The sequence below is a fragment of the Kitasatospora sp. NPDC059577 genome (assembly GCF_042735475.1).
Classification (GTDB): Bacteria; Actinomycetota; Actinomycetes; order Streptomycetales; family Streptomycetaceae; genus Kitasatospora.
In genome coordinates this window covers 1,999-16,305 of the sequence record NZ_JBHWBZ010000006.1, presented here as the reverse complement: position 1 = coordinate 16,305, position 14,307 = coordinate 1,999, and the positions used below count along the sequence as shown (strand labels likewise).

Annotated in this window: 13 protein-coding genes and 2 riboswitches; of the genes, 6 read left to right on the top strand and 7 right to left on the bottom strand. The window is 71.3% G+C overall.

Annotation, left to right across the window (positions count from 1 at the left end):
• Positions 1-20: 20 nt before the first annotated feature.
• From ACFV0O_RS07880 to ACFV0O_RS07865, 4 genes are all read right to left on the bottom strand, one after another.
• On the bottom strand, positions 21-1,142 hold the full coding sequence (locus tag ACFV0O_RS07880; RefSeq protein WP_380337879.1) for an NlpC/P60 family protein: 1,122 nt from the start codon (positions 1,140-1,142) through the stop codon (positions 21-23).
• A gap of 10 nt (positions 1,143-1,152) precedes the next feature.
• Positions 1,153-1,306: riboswitch (cyclic di-AMP (ydaO/yuaA leader) on the bottom strand.
• A 336-nt stretch (positions 1,307-1,642) separates the two neighbouring features.
• Entirely contained in the window at positions 1,643-2,680 is a 1,038-nt protein-coding gene (locus tag ACFV0O_RS07875; RefSeq protein WP_360262141.1) for an NlpC/P60 family protein, read from the bottom strand.
• Between the two features lie 199 nt (positions 2,681-2,879).
• Entirely contained in the window at positions 2,880-4,181 is a 1,302-nt protein-coding gene (locus tag ACFV0O_RS07870) for an NYN domain-containing protein (RefSeq protein ID WP_380338276.1), read from the bottom strand.
• A 391-nt stretch (positions 4,182-4,572) separates the two neighbouring features.
• A complete protein-coding gene (locus ACFV0O_RS07865; RefSeq protein WP_380337876.1) occupies positions 4,573-4,836 on the bottom strand; it encodes a hypothetical protein in 264 nt (87 codons plus the stop codon).
• A 201-nt stretch (positions 4,837-5,037) separates the two neighbouring features.
• Here ACFV0O_RS07865 and ACFV0O_RS07860 point away from each other — a divergent pair, with 201 nt between their 5' ends.
• Positions 5,038-5,820 carry a rhomboid family intramembrane serine protease gene (locus ACFV0O_RS07860; RefSeq protein WP_360262139.1) on the top strand — a complete coding sequence of 261 codons (783 nt, stop codon included), beginning with the start codon at positions 5,038-5,040 and terminating at the stop codon, positions 5,818-5,820.
• A gap of 41 nt (positions 5,821-5,861) precedes the next feature.
• On the top strand, positions 5,862-6,143 hold the full coding sequence (locus tag ACFV0O_RS07855) for an Lrp/AsnC family transcriptional regulator (RefSeq protein WP_189915153.1): 282 nt from the start codon (positions 5,862-5,864) through the stop codon (positions 6,141-6,143).
• 13 nt (positions 6,144-6,156) lie between these two features.
• On the opposite strand, the gene ACFV0O_RS07850 is transcribed toward ACFV0O_RS07855, so the two are convergent.
• The 3 genes from ACFV0O_RS07850 to ACFV0O_RS07840 form a co-directional block, all read right to left on the bottom strand.
• Positions 6,157-7,545 (bottom strand): aminotransferase class V-fold PLP-dependent enzyme, encoded by a 1,389-nt coding sequence (locus ACFV0O_RS07850; protein WP_380337871.1) that lies wholly within the window; start codon positions 7,543-7,545, stop codon positions 6,157-6,159.
• A 51-nt stretch (positions 7,546-7,596) separates the two neighbouring features.
• Positions 7,597-7,715: riboswitch (SAM riboswitch) on the bottom strand.
• A 135-nt stretch (positions 7,716-7,850) separates the two neighbouring features.
• On the bottom strand, positions 7,851-8,927 hold the full coding sequence (gene trpD / locus ACFV0O_RS07845) for an anthranilate phosphoribosyltransferase (protein WP_360262137.1): 1,077 nt from the start codon (positions 8,925-8,927) through the stop codon (positions 7,851-7,853).
• A 119-nt stretch (positions 8,928-9,046) separates the two neighbouring features.
• A complete protein-coding gene (locus ACFV0O_RS07840) occupies positions 9,047-9,472 on the bottom strand; it encodes a hypothetical protein (RefSeq protein ID WP_350522543.1) in 426 nt (141 codons plus the stop codon).
• A 395-nt stretch (positions 9,473-9,867) separates the two neighbouring features.
• Between ACFV0O_RS07840 and ACFV0O_RS07835 the strand changes: the two genes are divergently transcribed.
• From ACFV0O_RS07835 to ACFV0O_RS07820, 4 genes are all read left to right on the top strand, one after another.
• On the top strand, positions 9,868-10,488 hold the full coding sequence (locus ACFV0O_RS07835) for a heme-copper oxidase subunit III (protein ID WP_360262136.1): 621 nt from the start codon (positions 9,868-9,870) through the stop codon (positions 10,486-10,488).
• A gap of 187 nt (positions 10,489-10,675) precedes the next feature.
• On the top strand, positions 10,676-11,485 hold the full coding sequence (locus ACFV0O_RS07830) for a c-type cytochrome (RefSeq protein ID WP_380337867.1): 810 nt from the start codon (positions 10,676-10,678) through the stop codon (positions 11,483-11,485).
• Between the two features lie 8 nt (positions 11,486-11,493).
• Positions 11,494-12,546, top strand: coding sequence for a Rieske 2Fe-2S domain-containing protein (locus ACFV0O_RS07825; RefSeq protein WP_380337864.1), 1,053 nt, complete (start codon positions 11,494-11,496; stop codon positions 12,544-12,546).
• On the top strand, positions 12,543-14,201 hold the full coding sequence (locus tag ACFV0O_RS07820) for a cytochrome bc complex cytochrome b subunit (protein ID WP_380337861.1): 1,659 nt from the start codon (positions 12,543-12,545) through the stop codon (positions 14,199-14,201). Before ACFV0O_RS07825 ends, ACFV0O_RS07820 begins: the two co-directional genes overlap by 4 nt.
• Positions 14,202-14,307: the final 106 nt, after the last annotated feature.

Genomic DNA, 14,307 nt, shown 5'->3' with positions numbered 1-14,307 from the left:
CCGGAGGCGCCGAGCGGGGATCAGACCCGCACGATGCTGCTCAGCGGCATGTTGGTGACGGCCTCGTAGCGGACCGACGCACCCGGCTTGGGAGCGTGCAGCACCTGGCCGTTGCCGGCGTAGATGCCGACGTGGTGGGCGTCCCCGAAGAAGATCAGGAGGTCGCCGGGCTGGGCCTGGGACAGGTCGGTGCCGATCCGGGTGCCGGCGTGCGCCTGCTCCTGCGAGGTGCGCGGCAGCGAGACGCCGACCTGGTTGAACGCCCAGACCATCAGGCCGGAGCAGTCGAAGGAACTCGGGCCGGTGGCGCCCCACACGTACGGGCTGCCGACCTTGGAGGCCGCGGCGGAGAGCGCGGCGGCACCGCGCGAGCTGCCGGGGGCCGGGAGCGCGCCGGCCGGCGTGGACGAGGGCGCCGACAGGTTGGTGCGGCTGTTGTCGCGCGAGGCGCGGTCGGCGGCCTGCTGCTGGGCCTTCGCGGCGTCGGCCTGGGCCTTGGCGTCGGCGGCGGCCTTCTCCTCGGCCGCACGCAGCGCCTGGCGCTCCTGCTCGGTCAGGGTGTTGAGCAGGTCCTGGGCGGCCTTCAGCTTGTTCTGGACCTCGTCCTTGGAGGCCTTCAGCTGCTGGGTGGTCGACTCCAGCTCGGCGAGCTTGCCCTGGGCCTCGGCGCGGTCCTGGTCGAGCTTGCGCTGCTGCTCCTGGAGCTGCTTCAGCTGGTTCTTCTGGGTGTCGCCGGCCTGGTTCAGCGTGCCGGCCTGGGTGAGGAAGTTGTCCGGGCTGGACGAGAACATCAGCTGGACGGTCGGGGATATGCCGCCGTTGCGGTATTGCTCCCCGGCGATCTGGGCGAGGCCGCCCTGCAGGTCGGTCACCTGCTCCTGCTGGCGGGCCACCTGGTCCTGGAGACCGGAGACCTGCTTCTCCAGCGTCTGCTGCTTCTCCTGGGCGGCGTTGTACTGCTCGGTCGCCACCTCGGCCTGCACGTTGAGCTGGTCGACCTGCTCCTTGACCTGGTCCTTGGTCGGCTGCGGGTCGGCGTGCGCGCCGGACTGCGCGGAGAGGGCGACGGCTGCGGCGGCGACACCGGTCAGGATCGAGACACGGGCGCGGCCTGCTGGCTTGGGACGACGATGGGACGCCACGAAGGCGGGCTCCTTCTTCCTACGTCCGCCTACCGGGTGAGCTGACGGGTTCGGGCCGGAAGCATGCCCTACGACGCCTCACGGCCGTTCCACCGGCCGACCTGGCGCCGATTCACCCCGGAGGAACGTGGTTCCCCGGCTCCGCTGCGCAGCGCCCCCGCTTGCTGGGCTCCCCTGTCGGGCAGTCGCTTCGACCTGCCCCGCTGCCTCGCGAACTCGACGGTGACCACCGCCGCCACCCTGGCTGGGTGATCGACACTGCGGTGCTCTGGGGCATGACCCTAGTAACTGAACCGTGATCGGTTCAAATCCTTGTCAGAAAAAAGACGGAAGATTACCCAAGTTCCTTTGTGAAAATGACCGATGGTGACCATTGCCGTACGCAAGGCTGATCAGGTCTCACCCGTTGGTCGCAAAACGCTCGAAAACCTGAACACCACCCCCGACGGGGGTGGTGCGGATCACAGGGGCCGGTCGAACCTCTCCGGCGTGTCGGGCCGTCAGACCCGGCGGATCGTGTTGATCGGCATCGCGTCGGCCTTCATCACCTTCACCACGTCACCGGTGTGCGGCGCGTGGACCACCATGCCGTTGCCGATGTACATCCCGACGTGGTGCATGTCGCCGCCGTAGATGACCAGGTCGCCGGGCTGCGCCGCGGCCAGCCCGGGCACCGCGGTGCCGTAGTGGCCCTGCTCCTGCGAGGTGCGCGGCAGCGAGACGCCCGCCTGGCCGTACGCCCAGAGCATCAGCCCGGAGCAGTCGAAGGTGCTCGGCCCGGTGGCGCCCCAGACGTACGGGGAACCCTGCTTGCTCATCGCCTTGGCCACGGCCACGGCCGCGTAGCCGCTGGCCGGCGGCAGGTTGCTCAGGTCGACCCGGTCGCTGCCGCGCGAGGCCCGGTCGTCCTGCGCCTGCTGGGCCTTCAGCGCGGCGCGGTCGGCGGCGCTGAGCGAGTTCAGCAGGTCCTGGGCGGCCTGCAGCTTGGTGTTGACGTCCGCCTTGGCCTGGTTCAGGTCCTTGGTGGTGGTGTCGAGGGAGGCCAGCACGGCGGCGGCCTCGGACTTCTCCTGGTCCAGCCGGCGCTGCTGGTCCAGCAGCCCCTTGAGCGCCTCGGCCTGGCTGGCGCTGGCCTGCTGGACGGTGGAGGCCTTCTGGAGGTAGCCGGACGGATCGGAGGAGAGCATCAACTGGACGGAGGGGTCGATGCCGTTGGTGCGGTACTGCTCGCCCGCGACCTCGGCCAGCCCGCCCTGCAGCTGGGTCATCTGCTCCTGGCCGCGGGCCACCTGGTCCTGCAGCTGGTCGGCCTGCTTGCGCAGCTGGTCGGACCGCTCCTTGGCGCCGTTGAACTTCTCCGCCGCCTGCTCCTGCTCCTCCTGGAGCTGGTCGATCTGCGCCTTGACGTCCGTCTTGTTCGGCTGCGGCGCGGCGTGGGCGGCCACCTGGGCCGAGAGGGCGACCGCGGTCGCAGCGGCAGCGGTGAGCACGGAGACCCGCGCGCGGCTCGGCTGCTTGGGACGGCGGTGGGAGGCCAAGGGACCGGCTCCTTCTTCCAACGGACTCACCCGATTGGATGAGATTCCGGAAAATAGGTTTGACGGCAGACCCTAGTGCGGATCTACCGGTTTTGCCACTCCCCCGAAGGCGTGAACTCCGTTTCCCACACCGACTTCACCGGACCCGCACACCACTGCGAAACCGGCGCTGAGCAGGCGTCATCCCGCCCGGCCCGGTTCAGGGCCGGGCCAGCCGGTTCAGCAGCAGCACTGACGCCACCGGGCGCGCGCCCGCCTTCCGCACGCCCTCCGCGACCTCCCGGTCGGCGGACACCACCACGACCGGACGGCCCTGCGGCTCCGCCCGCACCAGGCGGCGGATCAGCTCGTCCGCGGTCTCCCCGGTCCGGCTGAACCGCACCCGGACTCCGCGCGGCGGCGCCATCATCACCGGAACGTCCAGGTCCTGCCCGTCGAACACGCAGGTGACCTCCGCCTGCGTGCGCTGCGCCAGCATCGCCAGCCCGCCCAGCAGCCGGATCCGCTGCTGCTCCAGCGGCAGCGTCGGATAACCGGTCTTGGTCACGTTGTAGCCGTCCACCACCAGGTGCACCTGCGGGATCGCCAACAGCTGGTCCAGCAGCGCCGGGTCGTCCTCGGCCAGCCCCCGCCGGGCCACGTCGTGCGGCGAGGCCGCCCCCGGCACCACCGCCTCCACCAGGTCCGCCGGGCGGATCTGGGAGACCGGCAGCGCCAGCTCCCGCTGCAGCCCCTGGGCCGACTGCAACATCGTGTCCAGCAGCAGCCGCAGCCTCATGTCCTCGACGCTGCGCCCCTCGCGGGCGGACCGGCGGCCCTGCTCGGCGGCGGTCTCCAGCTCGGAGACCCGGTGCCTGAGCCGCCGCGCCTCGGTCTCGGCGGCGCTGCGCTCGGCCGCGCCCTGGGCCTTCAGGGCCTCCAGCTCCCCGGCCACCCGGCGCGTCTCCGCCTGCGCCCGACGGGTGTCGCTCTCCAGCGACCGCACCTTCTTGCGCAGCGACTCGGCCTCCCGCCGGACGCCCTCGGACTCCGCGCGCTGACGCTCCAGGTCCGCCCGCGCGGCGGCCCGCACCTCGGCCAGCTCCGCCTGCAGCTTCTCCACCAGCCGGGACGCCTCGGCGGCCGCGTCCTCGGCGCCGGCCCGCTCGGCCTCCTCGCCGACCTCGGCGACCAGCCGGCTCCAGCCCGCCGAACGCACCAGGTAGGCGGCGGCCGCGACGTCCATCGGATCGGCGGCGCCCGGGACGCTGCCCGACTCCAGCGCCCGCACCAGGTCCGGCTGCCCCAACCGCAGCCGTTCCGCTATCCGCACCCGGAAGGCCGGCTCCGCCTCCAGCGCGGCCGCCAGCGCCGTGGCTGCGTACTTGGCCCGCCGCGCCGGGGTGAACTTCACGTACTGACGCAGGCTCTGCGGGAGCTCACCCGGCGGCAGGCCGCCCAGCGCGTCCGAGGCCAACCCGACCACGCGACGGCGCACCCCCTCGGGCAGCGGCCGGTCCAGCTTCTCGACGGCGCGCTCCGCGGCGGGGCCGGAGAACCCGGGGAGTTCCGAGGGGGTCGGGGAGCCGGCCGCGTCGGAGGCACCGGACGAGGCGCCCTCCGCCGCGAAGCCCTCCGCACCGCCGTGCCCGGACCCGCCGACCCCTGGCTCACCGGCTGCGGGCACGGCGCTCTCCGCCGCTCCCGTCCCGGCGTCCGGCGTCTGCGCAGCGGGCCGAAGCCCCTGCGCTTCGCCGGGCTCCTTCGCTGCGTCCACCACGTCCTCGGCTCCGATCCTGTTTCCGGCTGGGTACGGCCGCGACTGCCCCCTGTCGTCACGCTCCGTGTGTCTTGTCTGTATTGTCCCGTGCGGCGGACGGGCGCGCCGCGCACCGCCCGCCGCTCCGCGGTGATCAGCCCTGCTCGGTCGGGGCCTCCGCGCCCTCGGCACCCGGACGGGCCACCAGCTCGACCTGGTCCACGGCGTTGCACCAGCGGCAGCGCACCGACTCGACGGTCTCGCTCAGCACCTCGGTCTCCTCGACCTCGGAGTCGCCGGCCAGGTCGAAGTGCAGGAACTCCGTCACCCGCGCGGTGCGGGTCACGTCGAAGCGGGTGAGGTTGCCGCACAGGGTGCAGCGCCAGCGCGTCTCGGCGGTCAGGGCGGGGACGGTCATCGGGGGTCCTCTCGGGTGGTCCCTGCGTGGGCTAGGCGCTCCCCCCGGAGCCCCGGCGTCGGCGGCGGGAGGCGGGAATGCCCGTGCCAAGCCTATTGCCTGGGGCAACCATCGCGACCACCGGTCAGCGGAATAGCGGGGCTAGTCCACCTGCCGTAAACCGCCGTGTCACCAGCGGCGCCCGGAGGGATGCTTGGCCGCATGGCGCTCGCGGCCCCCGACCACACCGCCGAGCGGGGAGACCGGCCGGAGGCGGCCGCCCCGGCGGTCACCTACGCCCTGATCGCGGTCAACACCCTGGTCTTCCTCCTCGGCCCGGCCGCCGGGCTGAATCCGCTGTACGGCACCGGCCAGACCCGGGTCTGCGCGGAGCAGCGGTACGAGCAGCGCTGGGGCGCGGTCCCGGCCGAACTCCTGACCGGACGATCGCTGACCACCGAACAGCTCGCCGAGGCCCCCGACCCGGTCCCCGGCTGCCCGGCCGCCCCGACGCCGGGCAAGCACCCGGCGCTGTCCGCCCTCACCGGCCTCTTCCTGCACGCCGGTTGGCTGCACCTGCTCGGCAACCTGCTCTTCCTCCACGTCTTCGGCCCCACCGTCGAACGGCGGCTGGGCCGCGCCCGGTACGCCGTCTTCTACCTGGCCGTCGGCAGCCTGGCCGCGTACGGCTTCGCGCTCGCCGAGGCGCACTCGCCGGATTCCACCCGGGTCCTCATCGGCGCCTCCGGCGCGATCTCCGGCGTCCTGGGCGCCTACCTGCGCTTCCACCCGCGCGCCCGGGTGACGACCCTCGTCCCGCTGCTGTTCTTCCTGCCGCTGCGCTTCCCGGCCTGGCTGGTGCTCGGCCTCTGGTTCGCCCTGCAGTGGTGGTCGGTGCACGCGGCGGGCCCGGGGGTGGCCTACCTGGTCCACGTGATCGGCTTCTCGGCCGGGTTCCTCTACGCCTGCACCGTGGTCCGCCACCCCCCGAGACGACCCGGCTGACGCCCGATACGCTGGCGGCACCCCACAAAGGAGCCGGAACAGTGATCACCGCCATCGTCCTGATCAAGACCAGTGTCGACCGCATCCCGGAGATCGCCGAGGCCATCGCCTCCATCGAGGGCGTCAGCGAGGTCTACTCGGTGACCGGTGGGTACGACCTGGTCGCGATGGTCCGGGTGCGCCGTCACGACGACCTGGCCGAGGTCATCCCGGGCCGGCTCAACAAGGTCCCGGGCGTGGCCCACACCGAGACCCAGATCGCCTTCCGCACCTACTCCCAGCACGACCTGGAAGCGGCCTTCGCCCTCGGCCTGGACGAGTAGCGGCGCCTCCGGCTCAGCCCTCGCGGCGGCCGCGGTCGACCTGCACCGTCGCGACGCAACGCCCGCCCTCGTTGCGGTAGTTCCACGCCGCGCCGTCCGTGACCAGCTCGCGGACGGCGGTCAGGAAGCGGTCGACGTGCTCGTCCGGAGTCCCGGCTCCGAAGCTGACCCGGATCGCGTTCAGGCTGCGCTCGCCCGGCAGCGAGGGCTCCGGCGCACCGCACTCGGAGACCGGACCGGGCGCGACGTCCTCGTCCCCGAGCAGGGTGCGCACCAGCGGGTGGGCGCAGAACAGGCCGTCGCGCACGCCGATGCCGTACTCGGCGGACAGCGCGGCCGAGAAGTGCGAGCTGTTCCAGTCCCGGACGACGAAGGACAGCACGCCCACCCGCGCCGAGCCGGCGCCGAACAGGTTCAGCACCCTGACCTCGGGGATCTCCGCCAGCCCGGCCGTCAGCCGGTCGACCAGCTGCCGCTCGCGGGCCTCCAGCGCGTCGAAGCCGGCCTCGCCCAGTGCCCGGCAGGCCGAGGCGATCGCGTAGGCGCCGATGACGTTCGGCGAACCGGCCTCGTGCCGGGCCGGGCCGGTGTGCCACTCCACGGCCACCGAGCCGTCCGTCTCCCGGGCCACCGTCCGGGTCGCGCCGCCGCCGGCCAGGTACGGCTCGGCCGCGTCCAGCCAGTCCGCCCGGCCGGCCAGCACCCCGGCGCCGAACGGCGCGTAGAGCTTGTGGCCGGAGAAGGCGATCCAGTCGACGTCCAGCTCGCGCACCGAGACCCGGTGGTGCGGGGCCAGCTGGGCGGCGTCCAGCACCACCCGGGCGCCGTGCCGGTGCGCGGTCCGGGTCAGTTCGGCGACCGGCCACAGCTCGCCGGTCACGTTGGAGGCGCCGGTGACGCAGAGCAGCTTCGGGCCTTCGGGCGCCTGGGCGAGGGCGGCGTCCAGAGCGGCCACCGCCCCGGCGCGCGAGCGCGGCGCGCGCAGGTAGGTGACGTCCAGTCCGGCGTGCGCCCAGGGCAGCAGCGAGGCGTGGTGCTCGGTCTCGAAGGCGAACACCCGGGTGCCGGCCGGAACCGCGGAGGCCAGCAGGTTGAGCGAGTCGGTGGTGGCCCGGGTGAAGACCACCTGGTCGCCCTCGCGCAGGTCGAGGAACCCCGCGACGGTGTGGCGGCTCTGCTCGAAGAGGTCGGTGGACAGCTGCGAGAGGTAGCCGGCCCCGCGGTGCACGCTGCCGTAGTACGGCGCGTAGGCGGCGACGTCGTCCCACACCCGCTGGAGCGCCGGGGCGCTGGCCGCGTAGTCGAGCGCCGCGTAGCCGACCTTCTCACCGCTGGCGAGCGGGACCTGGACGTCGGCGCCGAGGACGGCGAGGGGGGCGCAGGTTTCGGTGGCGAGGGACATGAGGATGCACTCCTTCGGGGTATGGGGACCCCGGGAGTGCTAGTCGTCGGGCGTCCGCGCTTGCCGCACGGACGGTGTGCCGTGGCGACCCGGTCCTCACCCAGGGCACCCCGCCACGGACGGAGGGTTGCCGGACAGCAAGCTGGGGCTTGACGCTGTCACTCATGACCTGCCGTCGACTCTAGGGTCGCGTCCAGCGGGCGGTCAAACGGGTATCCACCATCCGGACAGCGCACGCGCCCTCCCTCCTCCGCGGACGCCGGGAGCCCGCGCCGGCGCACCGGCACGGGCTCCCGACCACCGCTTCAGCTCCGGCTGGTGGCCTCCGACCAGCGCCGCAGCAGTTCCTGCGCCGCACCCGAGTCGATGGCCTCCGCGGCCCGCGCCATGCCCGCCGCGAGCTGCTCCGCCAGCGGCGCGTCGCCCAGGTCGAGCGCGACCAGCGCCGCCGCCGTGTTCAGCAGGACGGCGTCCCGCACCGGCCCGCGCTCCCCCGCCAGCAGCCGGCGCGCGACCTCGGCGTTGAACGCCGGGTCCCCGCCGCGCAGCGTCTCGATGCCGACCAGCTCGATGCCGACCTCGCGCGGGTCGAAGGAGGTCTCGGTGACCACTCCGTCGCGCACCACCCACACCCGCGAGGTGGTGGTGATGGTCAGCTCGTCCAGTCCGTCGTCGCCGCGGAAGACCAGCGCGGTCGAACCGCGCCGGGCGAGCACCCCGGCGATCAGCCCGGCGAGCCGGGTGTCGAAGCAGCCCACCGCGTGCGAGGTGACCTTGGCCGGGTTGGTCAGCGGGCCGAGGATGTTGAAGGCGGTCGGCACCCCGAGGTCGCGCCGGGCGGTGGCGGCGTGCCGCATCGAGGGGTGGAACTTCGCCGCGAAGCAGAAGGTGAGGCCGACCTCCTCGACCACCTCGGCGATCCGCCGGGCGGGGAGGTCCAGCGCCACGCCGAGCTTCTCCAGCACGTCCGAGGACCCGGTCGACGAGGAGGCGGCCCGGTTGCCGTGCTTGACCACCCTGGCGCCGGCCGCCGCCGCGACGATCGCCGACATCGTGGAGATGTTGACGGTCTTCGCGCGGTCGCCGCCGGTGCCGACGATGTCCACCGCGGGGCCGGGGACGTCCAGCGGCTCGGCGTGCGCGTACATCGCGTCCACCAGACCGCTGACCTCGTCGACCGTCTCGCCCTTGGCCCGCAGGGCGATCATGAAGCCGGCCACCTGGGCGGGGGACGCCTCGCCGCTCATGATCCGGTCCATCGCCCACGCGGTGGAGGAGCGGTCGAGGTCCTCCCCCTTCAACAGCGCCGACAGGAGGTCCGGCCAGGAGCGGACCACCTGCGCGGGGTCGCTACCGCCGTTCGCAGGGTTCACGTTCACCATGGCTGACTCCAGCTGTTGTCGGTTCCCCCGCTCCGGGGGACGTCCGTACGGATGGAGCCAGCCTATCGAGCGGCGGGGCGCCGATGGCCCCCTCTTCTCTACTACTGAGACGGGACCGCTCAACGAGCGGCCGGAGCCCGCTTCGCCAGCCGCGCCCGCAGCAGGGTGGCGACCGCCTCGGCCAGCGCCACCGGGTCCACCGGGTGGGAGATCGCGGCGTCGGCGCGGCTCCAGGCGGCGAGCCAGGAGTCCTGCGGCCGGCCGATCAGCACCAGCACCGGCGGGCAGCCGTAGATCTCGTCCTTCAACTGCCGCCCGAGCCCCAGCCCGCCGGCCGGGACGGCCTCGCCGTCCAGCACGCAGAGGTCCACGCCGCCCTTCTCCAGTGCCTTGAGCACCGCGGGGGTGGTCGCGCACTCCAGGTAGGACAGCTCGGGAAGATCCTCGGCGGGCCGGCGGCCGAGCGCCGTCAGCACCTGCTCGCGGGTGTTGCGGTCGTCGCTGTAGACGAGAACGGTGAGCGTCTCATCGGTCGTGTACGCCATGGGCCCTGCTCCCTCAAGTGTGATCCGGACCACGTTCGCCTGATCCGGATGCTACTCCCGATCACCCTCCGCCGAGTGCCCCTCGCGCACGTTCCTCCTCAAGCCGCCGCGCCCTGGGCTCACCCGCCCGGAGGACGGCGCGTCACCCTGACCCGCCCGGTCCACCCGTACGGCCGACCCGGGCCGCTCCCCCTACCTCCCGCGGCTGCTCCGACCGTGCAGCGACGCGCCGGGCAACGGGGTCGCAGGCCGCTCCGAGGAACCGTCAGAAAAGGGACACGCCGCTGCTCAGCCCCCATCCGGGCACCCCGCCGGCCCCCAAGCGGGCATACCGCACGCACCGGACACTCCGAGGGACACCCCCCGGCGTGAAGACGGAATAAGGGACCGACATAATGTCCGTCGTGGCGACAGCAACAGCAGTAGAAACCGGGCACGCGCACGGATCGGTCAACCGGCCGAACATGGTCAGCGTCGGAACGATCGTCTGGCTCAGTTCCGAGTTGATGTTCTTCGCGGCCCTCTTCGCGATGTACTTCACGCTCCGCTCCGTCAAGGGGGCCGAGTTCTGGACCGAGAAGGCCCACGCCCTCAACGTGGCGTTCTCCTCGGTCAACACCACCGTCCTGGTGCTCTCCTCGCTCACCTGCCAGCTCGGCGTGTTCGCCGCCGAACGCGGTGACGTGAAGAAGCTCCGCATGTGGTTCATCATCACGTTCATGATGGGCGCGGTCTTCATCGGCGGCCAGGTCTACGAGTACACCGAGCTGGTCAAGAAGGACGGCCTGTCGCTGTCCTCCGACCCGTACGGCACGGTGTTCTACCTGACCACCGGCTTCCACGGCCTGCACGTGACGGGTGGTCTGATCGCCTTCCTGCTGGTCCTGGGACGGACGTACGCAGCCAAGCGCTTCACGCACGAGCAGGCCACCGCCGCGATCGTCGTGTCGTACTACTGGCACTTCGTCGACGTCGTGTGGATCGGCCTGTTCGCGACCATCTACCTGATCAAGTAACCAGCTGATCAGGTCGCTGGCCACCGGCTGCGGCCCCCGCCCTCACCGGCGACGGGCCGCTTCTGCCGGTGCCGACGCTCCCACCGACCGACCGCGCGCGCAGCCCTAGACAGGCAGCCTCGTGCCGGCCAGACCGGCCGCCGGGTGCACCCACCAGTCGACCAGATCCTGACACCGGGGTTATTCCGTGAAAAAGCTCTCCGCACGACGGCGCCACCCATTGGCGGCGCTGGTCGTCCTACTTCTCGCCCTGGCGGCAACCGGGGGGCTGTACGCCGCGTTCGCTCCCGCCGACAAGGCGCAGGCCGACGTCGCCGCGCAGTCGCTCGCGATCGATGAGGGCAAGAAGCTCTTCGCCGTCGGTTGCTCCTCCTGCCACGGCCTGAACGGCCAGGGCGGCAGTGACGGTCCGAGCCTGGTCGGCGTCGGCTCCGCCGCTGTCGACTTCCAGGTCGGCACCGGCCGCATGCCGGCCCAGCAGCCCGGCGCCCAGGTCCCCCGCAAGAAGAACATCTACACGCAGGCCGAGATCGACCAGCTCGCCGCCTTCGTCGCCTCCCTCGGTCCCGGCCCGGTGACCCCGACGGAGGAGCAGTACACCTCGACCAACCCGGAGGACATCTCCAAGGGTGGCGAGCTGTTCCGCACCAACTGCGCCCAGTGCCACAACTTCGCCGGCCAGGGCGGTGCCCTGACCAAGGGCAAGTACGCCCCGTCGCTTGAGGGCGTGGACGCGAAGCACATCTACGAGGCCATGCAGACCGGCCCGCAGAACATGCCGTCGTTCCCGGACGGCACCATGCCCGAGGAGCAGAAGAAGCAGATCGTGGCCTTCGTCCGCCACACCACCAGCGAAGAGCCCAACCCCGGTGGTCTCACGCTCGGCAGCCTCGGTCCGGTGACCGAGGGCCTGTTCGGCTGGATCTTCGGTCTTGGCACGCTCATCGCGGTCGCGATCTGGGTCGCCGCCCACACCACCAAGGCCAAGAAGTCATGAGCCACGACATGTCAGAAGAGAACCTCCCGGAGTCGCACGGCTCCGCCGGCGAGGTCGCCGAGCACGGCAACCCCTTCGCCGACCCGGGCCTGCCGGCCCACGAGCCCCGCCGCACCGACATCGACGAGCGGGCCGCCCAGCGCGCCGAGCGCCAGGTCTCGCTGATGTTCGTGATCTCGATGCTCGCCACCGTCGGCTTCATCGCCTCGTACGTGACCATCGACCCGGACAAGATCGTCTACATCTTCCCGCTGGGTCACGTCAGCGCGCTGAACTTCGCGCTGGGCCTGACCCTCGGCGTCGCGCTCTTCATGATCGGCGCGGGCGCGGTCCACTGGGCCCGCACCCTGATGTCGGACGTCGAGCTGCCGGCCGAGCGTCACCCGATCGAGGCCGACGACGAGGTCCGCGCGGACGTCATCGAGCAGTTCAAGACCGGCGCCGCCGAGTCCGGCTTCGGCCGCCGCAAGATGATCCGCAACACCCTCATCGGTTCGATGGCGCTGGTCCCGCTCTCCGGCGTGGTCCTGCTCCGCGACCTCGGCCCGCTCCCGGAGAACAAGCTCCAGGAGACCGGCTGGAAGGAGGCGACGGAGGCCAAGCCGCTGGCTCTCATCAACATGAACACCATGCTGCCGATGAAGCCCGAGGACATCTCCGTCGGCTCGCTGACCTTCGCCATGCCGGAGGGCCTCTCCACGCACGACGAGGACTTCCAGCAGCAGATCGCCAAGGACGCCCTGATGCTGGTGCGCATCGCACCGGAGGACATCAAGGACGACAAGTCCAAGGACCTGGGCTTCGAGGGCATCCTCGCCTACTCCAAGATCTGCACCCACGTCGGCTGCCCGATCAGCCTGTACGAGCAGCAGACCCACCACGCGCTCTGCCCCTGCCACCAGTCGACCTTCGACCTGGCGGACGGCGCGCGCGTCATCTTCGGCCCGGCCGGCCACCCGCTGCCGCAGCTGAAGATCACCACTGACGAGAAGGGCAACCTGGTCGCCACCGGCGACTTCGCGGAGCCCGTCGGCCCGAGCTTCTGGGAGCGTGCTCGATGAGTAGCGCGAGCAGCACCACGACCGGTGCCGCCAAGCCCTCCAGCACGCGTGACAAGCCCGCCAACAAGTGGGAAGCCGCAGCTGACTGGACGGACGGCCGGCTGGGGATCTACTCCCTCGCCAAGGCCAACCTGCGGAAGATCTTCCCGGACCACTGGTCCTTCATGCTGGGCGAGATCTGCCTCTACACGTTCATCATCATCATCCTGACCGGCGTCTACCTGACGCTGTTCTTCAAGCCGTCGATGGCCGAGGTCGTCTACAACGGCTCGTACGTGCCCCTCAAGGGCATCGGGATGTCCGAGGCCTACGCCTCGACGGTGGACATCAGCTTCGAGGTCCGCGGCGGTCTGCTGATCCGCCAGATCCACCACTGGGCCGCGCTGGTCTTCGTGGCCGCGATGCTCGTGCACATGATGCGCGTGTTCTTCACCGGCGCGTTCCGCAAGCCGCGTGAGATCAACTGGGTCTTCGGCTTCCTGCTGCTGATCCTGGGCATGTTCGACGGCTTCTTCGGCTACTCGCTGCCGGACGACCTGCTGTCGGGCACCGGTATCCGCTTCATGGAAGGCGCGATCCTCGCCGTCCCGCTGGTGGGCACCTACGTCCAGATGTTCCTGTTCGGGGGCGAGTTCCCCGGCCACGACATCGTGCCGCGGTTCTTCACCATCCACGTGCTGCTGATCCCGGGCATCATGCTCGGCCTGCTGGTGGCGCACCTGATCCTGGTCTTCTACCACAAGCACACCCAGTGGGCGGGCCCGGGCAAGACCGAGAAGAACGTCGTCGGCATGCCGCTGATGCCGGTCTACATGGCCAAGGCCGGTGGCTTCTTCTTCCTGGTGTTCGGTCTGATCGCCGCCATCTCGGCGATCGCCACGATCAACCCGATCTGGGCCTACGGCCCGTACCGTCCGGACCAGGTCTCCACGGACGCCCAGCCCGACTGGTACATGGGCTTCTCCGAGGGCCTGATCCGCGTCATGCCGGGCTGGGAGATCGGCCTGTGGGGCCACACCCTGAACCTGGGTGTGTTCATCCCGCTGATGATCTTCCCGCTGGTCCTGGTCTCGATCGCGGTCTACCCGTTCATCGAGGGCTGGATCACCGGCGACAAGCGCGAGCACCACATCCTGGACCGCCCGCGCAACGCCCCGGTCCGCACCGCCCTGGGTGCCGCCTGGATCAGCCTGTACCTGGTGCTGCTGGTCGGCGGTGGCAACGACCTGTTCGCCACCCACCTGCACCTGTCGATCAACTCGATCACCTACTTCGTCCGCGTCGGCTTCTTCGCGGTCCCGGTGATCACCTTCATCGTCACCAAGCGCTGGTGCCTCGGCCTCCAGCGCCGTGACAAGGAGAAGGTGCTGCACGGCCGCGAGACGGGCGTCATCAAGCGCCTGCCGCACGGCGAGTTCGTCGAGGTGCACGCCCAGCTCCCGCAGAAGGACCTGTTCAAGCTCACCGCGCACGAGCAGAACCGGCCGGTCGAGCTGCCGGCCCAGACGGACGAGAACGGTGTGGCCAGCAAGGCCGGCGCTCTCACCCGCACCCGGGCCAAGCTCTCCCGCGGCTTCTACGGCGAGGGAAGCCAGATCCCCAAGCCGACCGCCGAGGAGCACCACGAGATCACCAGCGGCCACGGCCACCACTGATCCCGTACCCGCGCCACCCCGAGGGGGGGGGGGGGGCGGGGGGGGGGGGGGGGAGACGGGGGGAAGAGAGGGGGCGGGAAGACACAACACGCGACACCACCACCCG